General features: G+C 57.9%; 17 protein-coding genes. 8 read left to right on the top strand and 9 right to left on the bottom strand.

The features are described 5' to 3' along the window. Position 1: 1 nt before the first annotated feature. Together HEP89_RS23895 and HEP89_RS23900 are read right to left on the bottom strand one after the other, a co-directional pair. Positions 2-1,237, bottom strand: a complete 1,236-nt coding sequence (locus HEP89_RS23895; protein ID WP_031268817.1) for an aromatic ring-hydroxylating dioxygenase subunit alpha — start codon at positions 1,235-1,237, stop codon at positions 2-4. Positions 1,238-1,385: 148 nt separating this feature from the next. Then, the gene (locus HEP89_RS23900; RefSeq protein ID WP_168693208.1) at positions 1,386-3,422 is read right to left on the bottom strand and encodes an NADH:flavin oxidoreductase; all 2,037 of its coding nucleotides are present in this window, start codon (positions 3,420-3,422) and stop codon (positions 1,386-1,388) included. A gap of 169 nt (positions 3,423-3,591) precedes the next feature. On the opposite strand from HEP89_RS23900, the gene HEP89_RS23905 reads away from it, so the two are divergent. The 3 genes from HEP89_RS23905 to HEP89_RS23915 all read left to right on the top strand — a co-directional run bounded on the left by HEP89_RS23905 (position 3,592) and on the right by HEP89_RS23915 (position 5,640). Beyond that, positions 3,592-4,245, top strand: a complete 654-nt coding sequence (locus tag HEP89_RS23905) for a TetR/AcrR family transcriptional regulator (RefSeq protein WP_022999489.1) — start codon at positions 3,592-3,594, stop codon at positions 4,243-4,245. Between the two features lie 54 nt (positions 4,246-4,299). Further along, the gene (locus HEP89_RS23910; protein WP_168693209.1) at positions 4,300-5,163 is read left to right on the top strand and encodes a helix-turn-helix domain-containing protein; all 864 of its coding nucleotides are present in this window, start codon (positions 4,300-4,302) and stop codon (positions 5,161-5,163) included. A 66-nt stretch (positions 5,164-5,229) separates the two neighbouring features. Further along, positions 5,230-5,640, top strand: a complete 411-nt coding sequence (locus tag HEP89_RS23915; RefSeq protein WP_168693210.1) for a VOC family protein — start codon at positions 5,230-5,232, stop codon at positions 5,638-5,640. Between the two features lie 66 nt (positions 5,641-5,706). On the opposite strand, the gene HEP89_RS23920 is transcribed toward HEP89_RS23915, so the two are convergent. Further along, on the bottom strand, positions 5,707-6,198 hold the full coding sequence (locus HEP89_RS23920) for an Lrp/AsnC family transcriptional regulator (RefSeq protein WP_031268819.1): 492 nt from the start codon (positions 6,196-6,198) through the stop codon (positions 5,707-5,709). 158 nt (positions 6,199-6,356) lie between these two features. After that, a complete protein-coding gene (locus HEP89_RS23925; protein WP_055653842.1) occupies positions 6,357-7,001 on the bottom strand; it encodes a uracil-DNA glycosylase family protein in 645 nt (214 codons plus the stop codon). A gap of 130 nt (positions 7,002-7,131) precedes the next feature. On the opposite strand from HEP89_RS23925, the gene HEP89_RS23930 reads away from it, so the two are divergent. Beyond that, positions 7,132-8,688: a HAMP domain-containing sensor histidine kinase gene (locus tag HEP89_RS23930; RefSeq protein WP_022999494.1), complete on the top strand. Its 1,557-nt coding sequence runs from the start codon at positions 7,132-7,134 to the stop codon at positions 8,686-8,688. Positions 8,689-8,731: 43 nt separating this feature from the next. Here HEP89_RS23930 and cobT read toward each other — a convergent pair whose 3' ends face one another. Next, entirely contained in the window at positions 8,732-9,757 is a 1,026-nt protein-coding gene (gene cobT / locus HEP89_RS23935; protein ID WP_168693211.1) for a nicotinate-nucleotide--dimethylbenzimidazole phosphoribosyltransferase, read from the bottom strand. A gap of 106 nt (positions 9,758-9,863) precedes the next feature. Here cobT and cobS point away from each other — a divergent pair, with 106 nt between their 5' ends. From cobS to HEP89_RS23955, 4 genes are all read left to right on the top strand, one after another. Then, positions 9,864-10,736 carry an adenosylcobinamide-GDP ribazoletransferase gene (cobS, locus tag HEP89_RS23940; RefSeq protein ID WP_168693212.1) on the top strand — a complete coding sequence of 291 codons (873 nt, stop codon included), beginning with the start codon at positions 9,864-9,866 and terminating at the stop codon, positions 10,734-10,736. Between the two features lie 79 nt (positions 10,737-10,815). Then, the gene (locus HEP89_RS23945; protein ID WP_209014808.1) at positions 10,816-11,970 is read left to right on the top strand and encodes an alpha/beta hydrolase; all 1,155 of its coding nucleotides are present in this window, start codon (positions 10,816-10,818) and stop codon (positions 11,968-11,970) included. A 72-nt stretch (positions 11,971-12,042) separates the two neighbouring features. After that, positions 12,043-12,225 (top strand): DUF1289 domain-containing protein, encoded by a 183-nt coding sequence (locus tag HEP89_RS23950; protein ID WP_286201073.1) that lies wholly within the window; start codon positions 12,043-12,045, stop codon positions 12,223-12,225. Then, positions 12,222-12,935 (top strand): TIGR02281 family clan AA aspartic protease, encoded by a 714-nt coding sequence (locus HEP89_RS23955; protein WP_168693215.1) that lies wholly within the window; start codon positions 12,222-12,224, stop codon positions 12,933-12,935. Before HEP89_RS23950 ends, HEP89_RS23955 begins: the two co-directional genes overlap by 4 nt. Positions 12,936-12,960: 25 nt before the next feature. On the opposite strand, the gene dusA is transcribed toward HEP89_RS23955, so the two are convergent. From dusA to HEP89_RS23975, 4 genes are all read right to left on the bottom strand, one after another. Next, complete coding sequence (gene dusA, locus HEP89_RS23960; protein WP_168693216.1) at positions 12,961-13,962, bottom strand: tRNA dihydrouridine(20/20a) synthase DusA; 1,002 nt, start codon at positions 13,960-13,962, stop codon at positions 12,961-12,963. Positions 13,963-14,094: 132 nt separating this feature from the next. Next, entirely contained in the window at positions 14,095-14,796 is a 702-nt protein-coding gene (locus HEP89_RS23965) for a 4'-phosphopantetheinyl transferase superfamily protein (RefSeq protein WP_077293062.1), read from the bottom strand. A gap of 111 nt (positions 14,797-14,907) precedes the next feature. Next, a complete protein-coding gene (locus HEP89_RS23970; protein WP_077293063.1) occupies positions 14,908-16,548 on the bottom strand; it encodes a cyclic peptide export ABC transporter in 1,641 nt (546 codons plus the stop codon). A 46-nt stretch (positions 16,549-16,594) separates the two neighbouring features. Then, a complete protein-coding gene (locus tag HEP89_RS23975; RefSeq protein ID WP_022999502.1) occupies positions 16,595-16,804 on the bottom strand; it encodes an MbtH family protein in 210 nt (69 codons plus the stop codon). Positions 16,805-16,820 lie beyond the last annotated feature (16 nt).

Below are 16,820 nucleotides of genomic sequence, written 5' to 3' on the forward strand. Positions count from 1 at the left end.
ACTACTCCGCCGCGACACGGAAACGGCCCATCAGACCGTTTTCCAGGGTTCGGGCGTACCAGTCGACGAACTGGATGACGCCGCTTTCCTGAGCCGGAGAATACGGCCCCGGTTCATAGGCCGGCGACTTGATGCCGATCTGGTTTTCCTCGACGATCTGACGGTCCTCATCGTTGGTGTGGACCCAGACTTCCGTCAGCCGCTTGAGGTCGTAGTCAACCCCTTCCTGAGCGTCCTTGTGCACCAGCCAGGTGGTTGTCACCTCGGTTTCCATGGGACTGATCGGCAGAACACGGAAGGTCAGCACCTGGTCGGACAGGAAGTGGTTCCAGGTGTTCGGATAATGGAAGAACAGACAAGACCCCGCGTTGTCGAAGGGCACGGACCCGATACGCTTGGAAACGGCCGCCTTGCCATCCATGGTGTAGCTGACCGCATCTCCCAGGAACGGAATGCGCACGAAACGCCATTGCTCGGACGGCGAAATCAGGAACCTGGACGGAAGCCCTGCGCCTTCGCAGCGTTCCACATGCGCCTTGCCGACGTTGGAAGAGGTTGAATCGTCACCACCCACGAGGTTGGGATCGTCCGGGAACGTCCGGCATAGCGACGGATGCGACCCGGAGCAGTGATAGCACTCGCGGTTGTTTTCCAGAACAAGCTTCCAGTTTCCCTGCTCGACGATGGTCGACTGGTGGGCAACCTTGAGGTTGGAAAGGTCGTGCGGACCGAGATAGCGTTCAGCCTGCTTTTCCAGTTCCGTGGTGTCGGGAGCAACGGCAGCAAGGCAGATGAACACCATGCCTGAAACGGTCACGCAGTGCACGGTCTTCAGTCCATGGTTTTCCGGCTTGAACTCCGGCCCCATTTCGCGCGCCCACAGAAGCTTGCCGTCGAGTTCGTAGGTCCACTGGTGGTACGGACAGACGAGCTTGGGCGCCGAACCTTTGGATGCTGCACAAATGCGGCTGCCGCGGTGACGGCAGGAATTGTGGAATGAGCGAATGACACCGTCGGCTCCACGCACGATGATGATGTTGTAATCACCGATCTGAAGCGTGACGTAATTTCCCGACTTCGGCAGCTCGGCAGACGGAATGGCGAAAATCCATTCCTTCTGCCAGATGTTCTTCAGGTCCGCCTGGTAGACGTCGGCATCGGTGTAGAAGGCCTGGGGCAAAGAATACCCGGCTCGTCGGCCCATCAGAAGTGATAGAATTTCCGCATCGCTGAACATGGTGACACATCCTCTTTGGCCGAGTCTCCCGGCCTGTCCTTGCCGGGAACGTTAGGCCCACCCGACCCCACCGCCGTAGCGCAAAAGCGTCATTTGCTTATCCATGTAAGACGCTGCCCAAATTTTCCGTGTGCGGTGCAGCATCACGTCAAATGTCCTTGACCAAACGTAATGCATCATAGATTGCCGCATGGGTGTTGCGAGCCGCAACCGCATCGCCGATGCGGAAAAGCGCGAATGTGCCATCCGGGTTGGCCTCGAGAGGCTGCGGGCGGCCAAAAATCAACGCTTCTTGCTGAACTGCACCAAGGTTTTTCGACATCGGCTTCAGCTCGAAATAGAGTTCGTCCATCGGTATTGTACCGTGATTGACGACGATTTGGTCAAACTCCCGCTCTTCCGTGTGGCTGGAATAGTCTGTTCCGACGACAGCGGTGATCAAGTTCCCGGAACGCTTTGCAGCTTTCAGGCGGTAGGTGACCGTGAAACGAACGTCCTTGTCCTGCAGCGACCGCATGTAAGGCACCAGGTTCATTGCCATGACATCCGGGGCGAAGGACCTGTCCGGCGTCATGATCTCCACATGAGCGCCTGATTTTGCGATCATCTCGGCCGCCTGAAGTGCGGGATGATCACCGGCATCATCGTAGACGAGTACACGCTTGCCCGGTTTGACGTCGCCAGCAATGATATCCCAGGCAGAGACAACAAGATCATTGCCTTCGCTCAGGACTTCCGTATGCGGCAAGCCTCCTGTTGCGACGATAACCACATCCGGGTTTTCTCCCGCGATATCTTCTGCTTCTGCAAAAGTGTTGAAACGGAACTTCACGTCTTTCGCAAGGCACTGGTCCATTCGCCAGTCGATTATGGAGATCATTTCACGCCTGCGCTCGGATAGCGCTGTCAGCCGGATCTGACCACCGGCATGTGGCGCTGCCTCGAACACGATCACATCGTGCCCCCGTTCGCCTGCAACGCGCGCCGCTTCCATGCCGGCGGGCCCTGCTCCAACGACGACCACCTTCTTTTTCGTGTCCGCGACCGGGATCTCGTGGGGCATGGTCAATTCCCGACCGGTTGCCGGGTTGTGGATGCAAAGTGCATCGCCAGCCTGATAGATGCGGTCGAGGCAATAGGTTGCTCCCACGCAGGGGCGGATATCCCCTTCCCGCTTTTCGGCAATTTTCCTGACCACCATCGGGTCGGCCATATGCGCGCGCGTCATGCCGACCATGTCCAGAAGCCCTTCGACGATCGCATGGCGCGCTGTTGCGACATCTGGGATCTTGGCTGCATGGAAGGTCGGCATGCCGACTTCCTTCTTGATGCGGCCGGCAAAATCCAGATGCGGGGCGTTGCGCATGCCCTGAACGGGGATCACGTCGGTGAGCCCCGGATCAGTGTCGATGTGGCCCCGAATGACATTGAGGAAGTCGACCTGTCCCGTAGCCTTCAGGCGACGGGCAATTTCAAGACCTTCAACTTCCGTGATGCCTCCGTCCAGATCCTCGTCCGCGGTAAAACGGATGCCCAGAATGAAGTCGTCACCAACCCTCTGCCGAACTGCCTCGATGACTTCGAGCGAAAAGCGCATCCGGTTTTCCAGTGAACCGCCGTACGGTCCATCCAGCGTGTTGGTGACCGGAGACCAGAACTGGTCCATCAGATGACCGTAGGCCTGTAGCTCTATGCCATCCATCCCGCCGGCCTTCATGCGTTCCGCCGCGTCGGCATAGTCGGCGATGATGCGGGCGATGTCCCACTCTTCGACCTGCTTGGGAAAGGCCCGGTGCGCCGCTTCACGTTCATGGCTGGACGAAACCGCGGGTAACCAGTCACCCTTGTTCCAGTGTGTTCGGCGACCAAGATGGGTCAGCTGGATCATCACCGCACAATCGTGTTCGTGGCAGGCATCCGTGAGCCGCTTGATCCACGGCACGACTTCGTCCTTGTAGGCAAGGATATTGTTGAAGACGGGTGGCGAGTTGCGTGAGACGGCCGCGGAGCCGGCGGTCATGGTCAGTGCGACACCGGCCTTTGCCCGGACCTCGTGATAGGCGCGATACCGGTCCTTTGGCATGCCATCCTCAGGATACGCAGGCTCGTGCGACGTGATCATGATCCGGTTTTTCAGCGTCAAATGTTTCAGCTGATAGGGCTGCAACAACGGATCTTTCGACATCTCTTTCCTCTCCGGGCATTCCACCGCGTCACGGATTTCCTCAGGTTTGCAAAGATTAATTCCCACCGATCATCTTTGAAAAGTCTGAAAAGCGACATATGTGTCGCTTTTGTCGACATTGGTGTCAATTTTGATTGTCGGCTGGCCGGAGCTTTGTTATCGCAAGCACATGAGCGACCTATTGATCGAAAAAACGTCCGGTTGGCGCGGCACGCGTGAAATCTGGATCGAAGCTGCCTACCAGGCGCTGATTGAACATGGCATTGATGCCGTCAAGGTGATGCCCCTGGCCGACAGGCTCGGTCTGTCGCGGACCAGTTTCTACGGCCATTTCTCAGACCGGAACGACCTGCTCGACGCCTTGATCACCCAGTGGCAAACGAAAAACACCGGCAATCTGGTCAAACGGACCGAGGATTACGCGGAGACAATCACCGAGGCGATCCTGAACCTTTTCGATTTGTGGCTGCTGCCGGAGCTGTTCGATTCCCGGCTGGAATTTGCGATGCGCAACTGGGCACATGCGGATCCGGACCTGACACCCATGCTGGAAGAAGCCGACCGTGTACGCATCGAGGCTTTTACAGCGATGTTCGAACGTTTTGGCTATGAACACGCCTCGGCCGACGTGAGAGCCAACACCATGTATCTGACGCAGATCGGCTATATCTCCATCGTCAAGGATCGGCCGAGCGAGCCGCTTGGCCCCAGGCTTCAGCGCATGCCCCACTACATCGAGATCTTTACCGGGAAAACCGTATCCGATGCCGAATTCGCCAGATTTCGCGCGCGTCATCCGCTGGGTCCCGGTAAGACTGAATGATTATGGGTGACCACGACCCGAGTTGATCCTATCCTGCCCCGACAAGGAAGGATCATGACCACCTCGCAAAATGCCTCACCGCCCTCCTCCTCAGTTCCCCCCGGCATTGATGCCGGTTTCTGGCGCCGGACAGCACCGCCGGACTTGCGCAGCCTTTTCACCGACATCATCGGCTACGAAGAGCGAAATCCGCAGACGAACAGGCAGGTTGAAACCGCCTCACTGACCATTCCGCTCATCCTGAGTTTCGGCGATCCGTTTGAAATCGCGCTCGGTCAGCATCCAACCGCTGAAAATGAGCGTCCCACCTTTCTGGCCGGGCTTAGCAGTTCTCCGGTTTTCATTCAGTCAAATGGCCGTGCCAAATGCCTGCAGATCAACTTTACTCCCATCGGTGCCCGTCATTTTTTCCGGTTCCCAATGGACCTGCTGACAGACCAGATGTTGCCGTTTGCCGATGTCGCGGAACCGGAACTGGCTGAATTTGTCCGCCGGATCGAGGATCTGACAAGCTGGAATGCGCGGCTTGATCATGCCCTTGCCTACGTCATCAAACGCCTACGGCAAGACACCGTCCAACGAACACCGGCGGATCATGTGTTGCGACGGCTACTTGAAACCGGAGGCCAGGTCTCAGTCACATCGTTGGCTAAGGAGATTGGCTGGAGCCGAAAGCACCTGGCACAAAAATTTCGGAAGGATATCGGCCTTCGGCCCAAGACGGTTGCCCGGGTGATCCGCTTCGGCAAGGTGCTCAAACATGCACAGAACCGCTGCAACATCGATTGGGCCGGCTTGGCGGTTGATTGCGGTTACGCCGATCAGGCCCATCTCATTCGGGACTTTTCCGAGTTTTCCGGTCACTCACCGGAAGCCTGGCGCGCACGGCTGCTGAATGGCACTGCCAGCACCTGGTAGGTAACAAAACTTCAATCCCGCAAAATCGCGAAGAGCTATCATCTCCTTCATCAAAGGAGGTACGACATGTCTCATGAAGCAAGCAGGATTTATCCCGTTTTCCGGTTCGGCAATGCCAATGCCATGATCAAGTGGCTCGCAGATTCATTCGGGTTTGTCGAACACGAAGTGCACAGGGACGACCACGGCACTGTGGTGCATGCAGAGCTGGCTTTCGGATCAGCCATGATCATGGTCGGTCAGGCCCGCGACGACGCTTTTGCAAAGATCATCGGGCATCCGGACGGCCCTTGCGGCAAGGCAATTTACCTGGCGGTGGAGAATGCCGACAAACTGTTCGACCGCGCCACTGCAGCTGGGGCGACAATCCTGGAGGGGTTGACGAACCGGGACTACGGCAGCCGGGAATTCATTTGCCAGGATCCTGAAGGAAACATCTGGAGCATCGGCACCTATTGGCCCAAAACGTCCAAGTGAACCAACCAGAAGACCGAATGAACCTCAGGGGTTCGCTGGCCGGAGCAGATCGTGTTGCCGGCCAGTTCACTTGTCCCGGTCGGGTTTAGGCTTTTCAGGTGCCACATAGCTGAGCGGCAAGGCCGTGGTGTTCTTGATCTGCTCCATGGCGAAGGTGGTCGAGACATCCGAAATGTCGATCCGGGAAATCAGCTTCTTGTAAAAGGCGTCATAGGCCTCGATGTCCGGCACGGCGACACGCAACAGATAGTCGACCTGACCTGCCATCCTGTAGAATTCGACCACTTCGGGAAACTCCCGGATGACATCGGCGAATTTCTTCAGCCAGTCTTCGGAGTGCTGGCTCGTGGTAATGGCGACGAAGGCCGTTACCTTCGCATTGACCTTTGCCGGGTCCAGCAAGGCGACGCGGCCGGTGATGACCCCGTCTTCTTCCATTTTCTGGATGCGCCGCCAGCACGGCGTGGTCGACAGCCCCACCCTGCGGCCGATTTCAGCCACCGGAACGGTACAATCTTCCTGGAGAATGGACAGGATGCGACGGTCGATACGATCAATCATGAATTCAAGATCCGGCCAGGAGCAACAGAGATTCCCGACCGCGCAGTCCGCAACATGTTGGGAAATCATTTTCATTGAAGATAAAAACTCGTAACGGAGTTTCAATGAAAATGTCAATTCTCACCGAAATGAGAATTATTTTCGAATTTCAGCAATTAGGGCACCATTGTAAGGCGCTGAACCTCGCCTCTAAGAACTGGCAGCAGCTCGGTTTCAAACCACGGGTTCTTTCTCAGCCACGCATTGTTGCGCCAGGAAGGATGCGGCAACGGCAGGACCGCCGGTTTGCCGTCCATCTGCCGAGCAAAATGCTGACGCCAGTTCGACACTGTCTCGGTAAGGGATTTCTGCCGGTTTGACCCGAGATGATAGGCTTGGGCGTATTGGCCGATAACCAGCACCAGTTCGATCTGCGGCATGGCGGCAAACAAGCGGTCATGCCAGGCCTTGCGGCATTCGGTGCGCGGTGGCAGATCGCCCCCTTTTGCGTCCAGTCCGGGAAAACAAAACCCCATCGGCACGATAGCCAGTTTACCGGCGTCGTAGAAAATATCCTCGTCGATGCCCATCCAGTTTCTCAACCGGTCACCTGAGGGATCGGTGAACGGTCTGCCGCTCTGGTGAACGCGTGTGCCTGGCGCTTGTCCGCAGACACAAAGCCTTGCTGTTCCAGACACTTGCAGAACTGGTCTGGGCTCATGCGGCAATGCCGACTTTTCAGGTTTCTCGACGCAGATCCGGCACGACCGCACGTCAGCTGCAAGTCTGTCGAGTGTTTTCGAATTCGTCTTTTCTGACAATGAGTTGCACCTTGGCACAGCCTGTTAACACTTCCCTTACCACGATCTTGAGGACGATCTTAAGAAATGGTGAGTCAGGTTGAATAAACACGCGGCAGCGCGATAACAAAATCAAAACTTTGGGCAGCAAATGGCATCGGTTGCGTCAGAAACCGGCGACGACAAAGTCACCATCAACGAACAGCGCGCCAAGCGCCGTCGTGAGATGGCGCGCTCGGCCAACGATGTGCGCAGTCGCCTTGGTACGCCTGAAAACTGGTACACGTCTTTCGATCTGGAACGGCAGCATCTGTTTGCCGACACCCGCATCAACGCTGCCTACGCGGTACCACTTCTCGCCCTGATCGTTGCCGCGATCTCCGTTCTGTGGATCAACCCTCTCTTCATCGGCGCCTGGTTTACGGCGACGCTTTGCACCCACTTCATGATGGTGATCACCAGCCATTCCTACGAGAAGGCTCCGTCCGACCAGAAAGCCCGCATCTACTGGCGGCGCAGGTTCGCCTTTGGTGACTTCGTCTACGGCTGCAGCTGGGCCAGCTTCTTTCTGCTGCCCCAGACCAGCGAATCCGGCGACGGATTTGTCATCTTTCATTTCGCGACGCTGCTGATCGTGGTTGCCATGAACACGATGCAGTCGGCCACCCTGCCGAAATGCCTGCTTGCCAGCACCTTGCCCATGACACTGATCGTCACCGTCAGCTTCCTGCAGCAGGTGAACCCGATCCACTATACGCTCGCCGCCATGGCGATCGGCGCGCAGGGTTTCTTCCTGATCCTGGGCAACCAGCTTCTGAAGAACGCCAACACGATGCTGGAATACCGGGCAGACAAGGATCACCTGATCGCCGAGCTGGAAACTGCGAACGCGATGTCGGACGAAGCGCGCCGCCGCGCAGAAGCTGCCAACCTTGCCAAGTCCCGCTTCCTGGCCACGATGAGCCATGAACTGCGGACACCGCTCAACGCCATCCTCGGATTTTCCGAAATCATGAAGGATGAAGTACTCGGCAAGATGCACAACAAGAACTACCAGTCCTATGCCGAAGACATACACGGCTCGGGACAACACCTGCTCAACCTGATCAACGAAATTCTCGACCTGTCCCGCATCGAGGCCGGTCGGCACGAATTGCATGAGGAGCCGATCTTCCTGGACGATATCGTCGAAGAATGCGGGACCATGATGAAGGTTCGGGCGAAGGCCAAGACGATTTCGCTTCACCACACCCACGAGCCTGACCTGCCGCGCGTTTGGGCGGACGAGCGAGCCCTGCGTCAGGTGGTGCTCAACCTCCTGTCCAACGCCGTGAAGTTCACACCGGTGAACGGCGAAGTCTGGATCAAGGTTGGACCGACGTCAGATGGCGGACAATACGTCTCGATAAAGGATACGGGCCCCGGCATTCCGGAAGACGAAATTCCGACGGTGCTGGAAGCTTTCGGTCAGGGGTCTCATGCCATCAAGACGGCAGAACCGGGGACCGGTCTTGGCCTGTCCATCGTCCAGGCGCTGATCAACATGCACGACGGCAAGTTTTCGCTGAAGTCCAGACCCGGCGAAGGCACTGAGGTGATCGTCACCCTGCCGAGAGCCAGGATCATGAACTATTCGCCGGATGTCATCTGGGTGGACCCGAACGACAAGGACAGCGGCGTACCGTCCGGCAAGGCAAGATCGGCCTGATCCGCATCAGCGGTTTCAGGCCGCTTCAATTCCTGAAAGAGCTTCAGTCGTCTTTTTCGGACACACCGGCGTCCGCAAAGGTGGCCATGCCGGAGTGCATTTCGGCGGCTGCCTTGGCAATACCTGCAGCGAGCGCAGCACCGGAGCCTTCACCCAGACGCATGCCAAAATCGAGCAGCGCATCCTTGCCCATGTGCTCGAGCACCTTCGCATGGGCCTGCTCTGCCGAAACATGGGCGAAGAGGCAGTGGTCGAGACCGGCCGGGTCCATCGCATAAACAACAGCGGCAGCAGCCGTCGTGACAAAGCCATCGACAATCACCGGAACGCGCTGCAGGCGTGCGGCAATGATGAGGCCGGTCATGGCTGCAATCTCGCGGCCACCAATGCGACGCAGGATCTCCAGCGGATCACGTTCGCCGTTCAGTCGAGCAACTGCTTTTTCGACAGCTTCGCGCTTGCGGGCAAGGCCCTCGTCGTCAACGCCGGTGCCGCGCCCGATCCAGTCTTCAGCCTTGCCGCCGAACAGCGCGTTGATAACCGCAGCAGCGACTGTGGTGTTGCCGATCCCCATTTCACCAAGACAGATCAGGTCAATCCCGCCGGCAAGCGCTTCCATGCCGTATGCCATGGTCGCAGCGCAATTGGCTTCGTCCATTGCGTCTTCCCGCGTGATGCTGGGGGTCGGCATGTCGACCGCCAGGTCGAACACCTTCAGGCCGATGTCGTAAGCCCGGCAGATCTGGTTGATTGCAGCACCGCCAGCCGCGAAGTTCTCGACCATCTGCCGGTTGACCGCACTTGGAAACGCGGACACGCCTTCATCCGCAACCCCATGGGCGGTCGCGAAGATGCCGACCATCGGCCGCGTGATCTTCGGCGGTGCCTTGCCGGACCAGGCAGCCAGCCATTCGGCAATTTCCTCAAGCCTTCCGAGCGAACCAGCAGGTTTGGTCAACTCCGCATCCCGGGCCTTCACCCTCGCGAGCGCATCCTCGTCCGGCCCCGGCATGGATTTCACCAGATTGCGGATATCGTCAAAGGGCAGCGCGGTCTCGGAGAGGGACATGTTCTTTTGGTTCCGGTTGTTCGAGGCCGTCGAGTGGCCACTTGGTCTCGCTTAGCCGCTGTTCTATAACTTCGCCCTGTAAAAACTCAAGCACGGGACCGGCCTGATGAGCTCTGAAACCGACCAAGAGCCTGATTCACAGGTTGAAACGCGGTCCAGGAAAACCCGGGATCAACACCAGGTCTGGCTGCACGGGGGCAAGGCACTCGCCGCGGACACTGCAGCTTGCGTACGATTCTTCTCCCGGCTGCCGCTGCCTGCAGTCAACACCGAAGACGACCCGATGTCCCCTCCGGACTTTGTTCGGATCGCCCGTGCAGCGCCTCTGGCAGGTGCAATCATTGCCCTGCCCGCGGCCGGCGTCGGTGTTGCGCTCGGCTTCTCTCAACTGCCGCTTCTGGCCGTTGCGGTTCTCCTGACAGCAGTTCTTGCGGCAACAACCGGAGCGCTTCACGAAGATGGTTTGAGCGACGTAGCCGACGGCTTCTTCGGCGGTGCAACCCGCGAAAGACGCCTCGACATCATGAAGGACAGCCGCATCGGAGCCTTTGGTGCTCTCGCCCTGATGATCTCGGTACTCCTGCGCGCCGTCCTGCTTGCAGCGCTTTGGCAAAAATTCGGACCGGCTGATGCGGCGCTGCTTTTTCTGGCGGGAGAAGCCCTCAGCCGGATGCTGCTTGTCTGGCAGTGGCAATGCCTGCCATCTGCAAGACCTGAAGGGCTCGGAGCTTGCTTTGGAAAGCCCTCCCGGTCAACCGTGCAACAAGCTTTTCTTGTGACGTTGCCTGTGATGCTGCCTGCGTTCTTCCTGCTCTCCCTGCCGGCCTTGCTGCTGGCTCTTGTCATCGCCATTGCCGCGGCACATGCGACCGGTCGGCTTGCCGTGGCCAAGATTGGCGGAGCCACTGGCGATGTTTTAGGCGCAGTTCAACAACTCACTGGTCTTGGCTTTCTTGCAGGGATGCTTATGGTGCCGTGAGTAGCGGATAGAGGCCTTGGTGGCGGGAATAGCTCACATGTCAGTATCGGGCAATTCAGTTAGACGAGAAGCAACAGGTTTGCGCGCAGCAACCCTGTTGATCGTTTTTGCCATCTTGTCCGCCTGTTCCGGAAGGCCGGAAGTCGGAGCGCTCGCGCTCAACGAAGACCCGGTCGTTGGTGCCAGGATAAATGATATCCTGATCGTCACCACCCGCCAGCGGGACGACCGCCCCGACACCTATTTCAGCGGTGAGCGTTCAGCCGCGGTCAATTACGCTGAAGCCTCGATTTCGGTACCGCCATCTCACAAACCGGGCCAGATCGAGTGGCCCGAAAGTCTGCCGGGTAACCCCAAGACCGACTTTGTTGCTCGCAAGGCCGACTACATTGCCGACAAGGCCGCCTTCCGGCGTTCCGTCAACGCCAGGCTTGCCAGTTTGCCACGTGGCGAACGCGACATAATGCTGTTCATTCACGGCTACAACACGCGCTTTCCGGAAGGGCTTTACCGGTTCGCGCAGATTGTCAACGACAGTCAGTTCCAGGGCGTCCCGGTTCTGTTTACCTGGGCCTCGCGCGGCAAGCTTCAGGATTACGTCTACGACCTCAACAGCGCCGCGATTGCTCGCGGAGCCCTTGAAGAAACGCTTGTGGAACTTGCCAAGACCAATGCCGACAACATCACCATTCTTGCCCACTCAATGGGCAATTGGCTGTTGATGGAAACCGCGGTACAGGCACGACCGGAAAACCGCCGGCTTGTCGCAAAGCATGTCAACGACATCGTTCTGGCGGCGCCCGACATCGATATCGACCTCTTCAAGACCCAGCTCAAGCGAATTGGCCCGATGCCTCGGCCCTTTACCGTTATCGTTTCGCGTGACGACAAGGCCCTGCGCATCTCGCGCACCATTGCAGGTGGCAAGGAACGTGTCGGGGCTTTTTCCAACGATCAGGAACTGGCGGAACTCGGTGCTGTCGTTATCGACGTGACCGAGCTTGAATCGCTGGACAGCACGAACCATTCGAAATTTGCACAGCTTGCACAGCTGCAGCCTGACTTGCGCAAGGCACTCGGCAGCTCCGCACTCGGGTCCAGTGCCGACCACAACCGTGGCGCCAATCTTGGTGACGACCTGGGGTCCTTTGTGGGCACGACGGCACAGGCAGCAGTTACCTTGCCGATCAAGGTCATCACCGCGCCGTTCACCTATGCGTCAGGCGGCTATTGATCCGGTCATTTTTCGCTGTTTTCCGCCCAATACAGTCTTGGCAACGCCACAATCTGCGGCCATATGCGCTTCATGAAGTCACCTTGTATCAACATCTGCCAGATCGACGCCAAATCAGGCCTTTGCACAGGCTGCATGCGCACTCTTGACGAAATCGCGTCCTGGGCGAGTTACAGTGAGGCCAAACGCAACCAGATCCTCGCAGAATTGGCGAACCGGCCTCAGCCGACCACTGAGCCCGGAGTGCGCGGATGAACAATCCCAGAAACTACCGCGGCCTGATGGTTGTCATTCTGGTGCTGGTCATGGCCGTTGTCGCTTTCTATGCGTTTTTTGGTGACCCGACCGACCCGGCGAATGTCAACTTCGATGACACTGGCCCCCGGGTTGTTGCCCTTTCCGCACTCGCCTTCGTTTTTCTGGCCAGTTTCCTGTTCGGCCAGCCGAAAGCCCGCGAAATCCTGCACGGCACGGTTTTCTGGGGTGGCTTCTGTGCCCTGCTCGTTGTCGGCTATGTCTACAAGGCGGAACTGGTCCAGGCGGGATACCGCGTTCTTGGCGCACTGGCGCCCGGACTTGCCGTGACCCAGCCCGACGGCACCATTCTGATTGTCCGCGATGCTGGCGGGCATTTTGTGTTGGATGGACGCATCAACGGTGCCCGTGCGGAGTTTCTGCTTGATACTGGCGCCAGTGCCGTTGTCCTGACCTATGAAGACGCGCTGCGTGCCGGCTATCGCCCACAAGACCTGACATTTTCGGTACCGGTTTCCACCGCTAACGGCCGTGCACTGGTCGCGCCGGTGAAGATCGACACGATCACCATCGGCGATCACACGCTGCGCAACATCCGCGGTTTCGTCGGGCGCCAGGGGACGCTCGATTCCAGCCTTTTCGGCATGACCGCACTTGATCATCTGCGCAGTTGGCGCATCGAAGGCGACAAGTTGATCATGACGCCTTGAGCGGATCGGGAACCGCGCGATAGTCCTATTCGGCTGCCGCCAGTTCGGCTCCTGCAGGACTGACCGCTGCAAGCGCCTTTTCGACCACTTCCAGACCAGCACCGGGCTTGATCGCCTCAACTGTCAGAATGCGCCGCCAGGACCTCGCCCCCGGACGCCCGTGGAACAGGCCCAGCATGTGCCGCGTCATATGTGCCAGCTTTACGCCCTTGCCCAATTGTTCTTCCAGATAAGCCATATGCGCCTTCACCGCATCCCAGGGCGAGACGTCCGGCCCGCTGGCGCCATAGAGCCGCCGGTCGACCTCTCCCATGATCTGCGGAGTGTGATAGGCAGCGCGGCCAAACATCAGGCCATCCAGGGTCTCCAGGAATGGTTCCGCCTGGTCCAGCGTCTGCAAGCCACCGTTGAGGCCGATGAACCTGTCCGGCAGACGCTGCTTCAGGCGCAGAACCCGCTCATAGTCGAGCGGCGGAATGTCCCGGTTTTCCTTTGGGCTGAGTCCCTTGAGCCAGGCCTTGCGCGCGTGCACCCACAAGGCATCTGCGCCCGCAGCAAAAACGGCATCCGCCATGGCGTCAAGCGCCGCTTCAGGGTCCTGTTCGTCGACACCGATCCGGCATTTCACGGTTACGGGAATATCGACGGCGACCTTCATGGCCTCGACACATGCCGCCACCAAGGTGGGCTCTTCCATCAGGCACGCGCCGAAGCGGCCGGATTGAACCCGGTCGGACGGGCAACCAACGTTGATATTGACCTCGTCATAGCCAAAATCAGCAACGATCCGCGCGGCTTCCGCCATGTCCTTCGGATCAGATCCGCCCAACTGACAGGCAACCGGGTGCTCAATATCGGAAAAGCCTAGCAGATGCTGCCGGTCGCCATGGATCACCGCTCCAGTCGTCACCATCTCCGTATAGAGCAGCGCATGCCGCGTCAGTTGCCGGTGAAACGCGCGGCAATGGCGATCCGTCCACTCCATCATGGGGGCGATGGAAAACTTATGCTCTTGATACTGTTGCATTTTTCTTCAACTGCAAGGAACTGGCTCCGGACGTCCACCGTCCAGGCTGGACACGCAGTGAGGTGCGTTATCCAAGTTTGTTCTCATGTCGACCGACTTTAGTAGACGCGAAATAACAAATTTCGGAGCTTTTCAAAAGCTCCGCTTTTCACAAAGGATGATTTCAACGTCCCTAGCGTCTATTCCGCCAAAGACCGCCAGCGCGACACGCCAGTGCCCTGGACGCCGGCTGATCTGGAAGGAACTGGCCGGACGGCGGAGGTCGGGCGGCGCAGAAATAGCGATGTCCCGATCGTCAGCCAAGGTAAAGCTGACGGTGGTCAGATCGGCTGTAATGCCCAGGCCAACAGCTTTCAGATACGCCTCTTTCAGCGTCCAGAAATCCAGAAATCTGGAGGTCTTGTGAGCTCCTTCAACCTTCGCCAGCTCTTGTCTTTCTCCGGGTGAACAAACGTCGCGCATCAACATGTCTACTTCGACCGCACGCTGATCCGTTTCCGCATCAATGCCGATCACGCTCTTCCTCGTCACGGCGCAGGCAACCAGGCCACGTGTATGCGTCAGGCTGAAGTCGAGGTCTGACCGTCCGGCGACTGCCGGCTTTCCCGCAGCCATTGGCACGAACTGCCAGTCGCGCGGTGCCGTACCGGGTTCCAGATCACTCAGGGTTTTCCGCAGCAACGCATGTGCAAGCGCGTAGTCCTTCCGGTCCTGATCGAAATGAAACGCATGAAACCGCTGTAGTTCATCCTCCGAGAGAATTTCCAGCGCAGATTCGAGATCCTCGGAGCTGCAGCCGGTCGTCTCCAGAATGATCGCCTTGGTGCCTGGCAAGTTAACTCCCGGAACTCTGGAGATGGTAATCGGAGGGCAGACTGTTTCACCCTGTTGAGAAGTGACCTGGACACTGGCCAGGCCCTACCGTCAAGACCTCAGCCGAAGGTTTCAGACCGTGGCATCAGCCGGACTGGACACCTTGCTGATCCTGCCTTCTTCCATCCAGACGATCTTGTCTGCAACATCGAAATACCGGTCGTCATGCGTGATCGCGATGACTGTGCGGCCCTCTTTCTTCAGTTTCATTAGGAAATCTGTATAGAACCAGCGCCGATACTCCGGATCCTGATCGGCGGCCCATTCGTCAAAGAGGTAGACATCCCTGTCTTCCAGCAGGGCAACGACCATGGCGAGCCGCTTTCTCTGGCCGGTGGATAGGTTCGTCGTGCTGAACCTGTTGTTCCGGTAGTGAACCTTCTCGTCCAGTTTCATGTCTTCCAGCAGGTCGTAAAGCTTCTGCTCGTCCGTCAGATCCACACCATAAAGCCGGTCGAAGAGGTGGAAATCGGAGAAGATGACCGAAAACAGGCTGCGATACCGGTCGATGTTTTCAGGTTTGACGACCTTGTCGTCCCAAGACAGATGACCGCCATCCGGCTCATAGAGACCGGTCAGGATCTTCGCGAGAGTCGACTTGCCGCTGCCGTTGCCCCCCACGATGAAGACCATTTCGCCCGATGCAATTTCCAGGTCACAAGGCCCGATCGAAAACGGGCGGTCGCCATCTTCGCTATGATAGGTGTAGGCAATCTTCTTCAGGGATATACCTTTGGAAAGCCTTGCCTGCCGCACTTCGCTGCGCTCATTCATGGCTTCGCTGTGTTTTTCCAGAAGCTCTCTCAATTCCTCGATATTGGACACCGCCAGATTGGCACGCGAAACCACCGGCAACATGCGGATGATCGAGGTGATTGCGCCGCTGGCAAAGACGATCACCGTGACAATCTTGCCTGGGATCGAGAGGTCCGACACATAAAACGGTATCGCAAAGACCAGCGTTCCCATGAGCGTATAGAAGAAGACATCACTGACAGACTGGCCATAGTTGAAGGAGCGGCCGGATTCCACACGTAGATCCTCGACCTGCTCTGATCGCGGAATGATGTAGTTGTGGAAGAGATCGTCGCTGCGCTGCGCGTTCAGTTTCACTTCCTTGAAGCCGCTGAGAATATTCTCGAAGCTGTTGTGAAAGGCCTGTTCGCTCAGGCTTGCCTGGCGCATCAGTTCCTCCGCATCGCGGTAGCTCTTGCGATAGAAGAAGATGGCGCCGGCCAGAAACGCCAGGGTGACGACAAAGGCAAGCGGCGAGAGATAGCAGATGTAGAGCGCCGACATGACCAACTGCATGACGAAATAGATCAGACCGACAAGCGCAGGCGCTGTTTCCTCGATTGTCTGATGGTCACGACCAACTGCTGCCCTGATACGCGTCAGGCCGATTTCTTCTACGGTTGCGAGGTTCAGACTGCGGACTTGCGCGGTCACCCGGATCCGCAAGCGACACAGATAATCGGCGATGATTGCGGTTGCCATGTTGAGGGCGCGATTCATCGTGAAGAGAACGGTCGCGCAGCCAAGCACGAAGAGACCGAGATACTGCCACTGCAGACCGGTGTTCTGCTGATAGTTCGTCACCGCGTTGATGACGGCGATGATCAGCCCCATGACCAGCCCGGGCACCAGGGAAAGCAGCAGGAAGGTGCGTTTGCTGTCGCCCGCTTCACGATACAAGAGACGAAAGAAATTCATCGAAGACCAGGCGCTCCAGGTGGATCATCACCGTTTGAGAAATATGTCAGTTCAGGGCAGCATCCCGAAGGCTTTTCGGGCGGATGTCGGTCCAGTTGGCGTTGACGTAGTCCACGCAGTCCTGCCGCTTGCCGGGGCCGAAGACCGACCGCCAGCCATCGGGAATCGGCACGAATTCGGGCCAGAGAGAATGCTGTTCCTCGTCATTCACCAGCACATGGAAAATGCCGTCCGGATCGTCGAATGGATTTGTCATCGCCGTCTCTCCCAAC

The organism is Labrenzia sp. 5N (assembly GCF_012395805.1).
Classification (GTDB): Bacteria; Pseudomonadota; Alphaproteobacteria; order Rhizobiales; family Stappiaceae; genus Roseibium; species Roseibium algicola.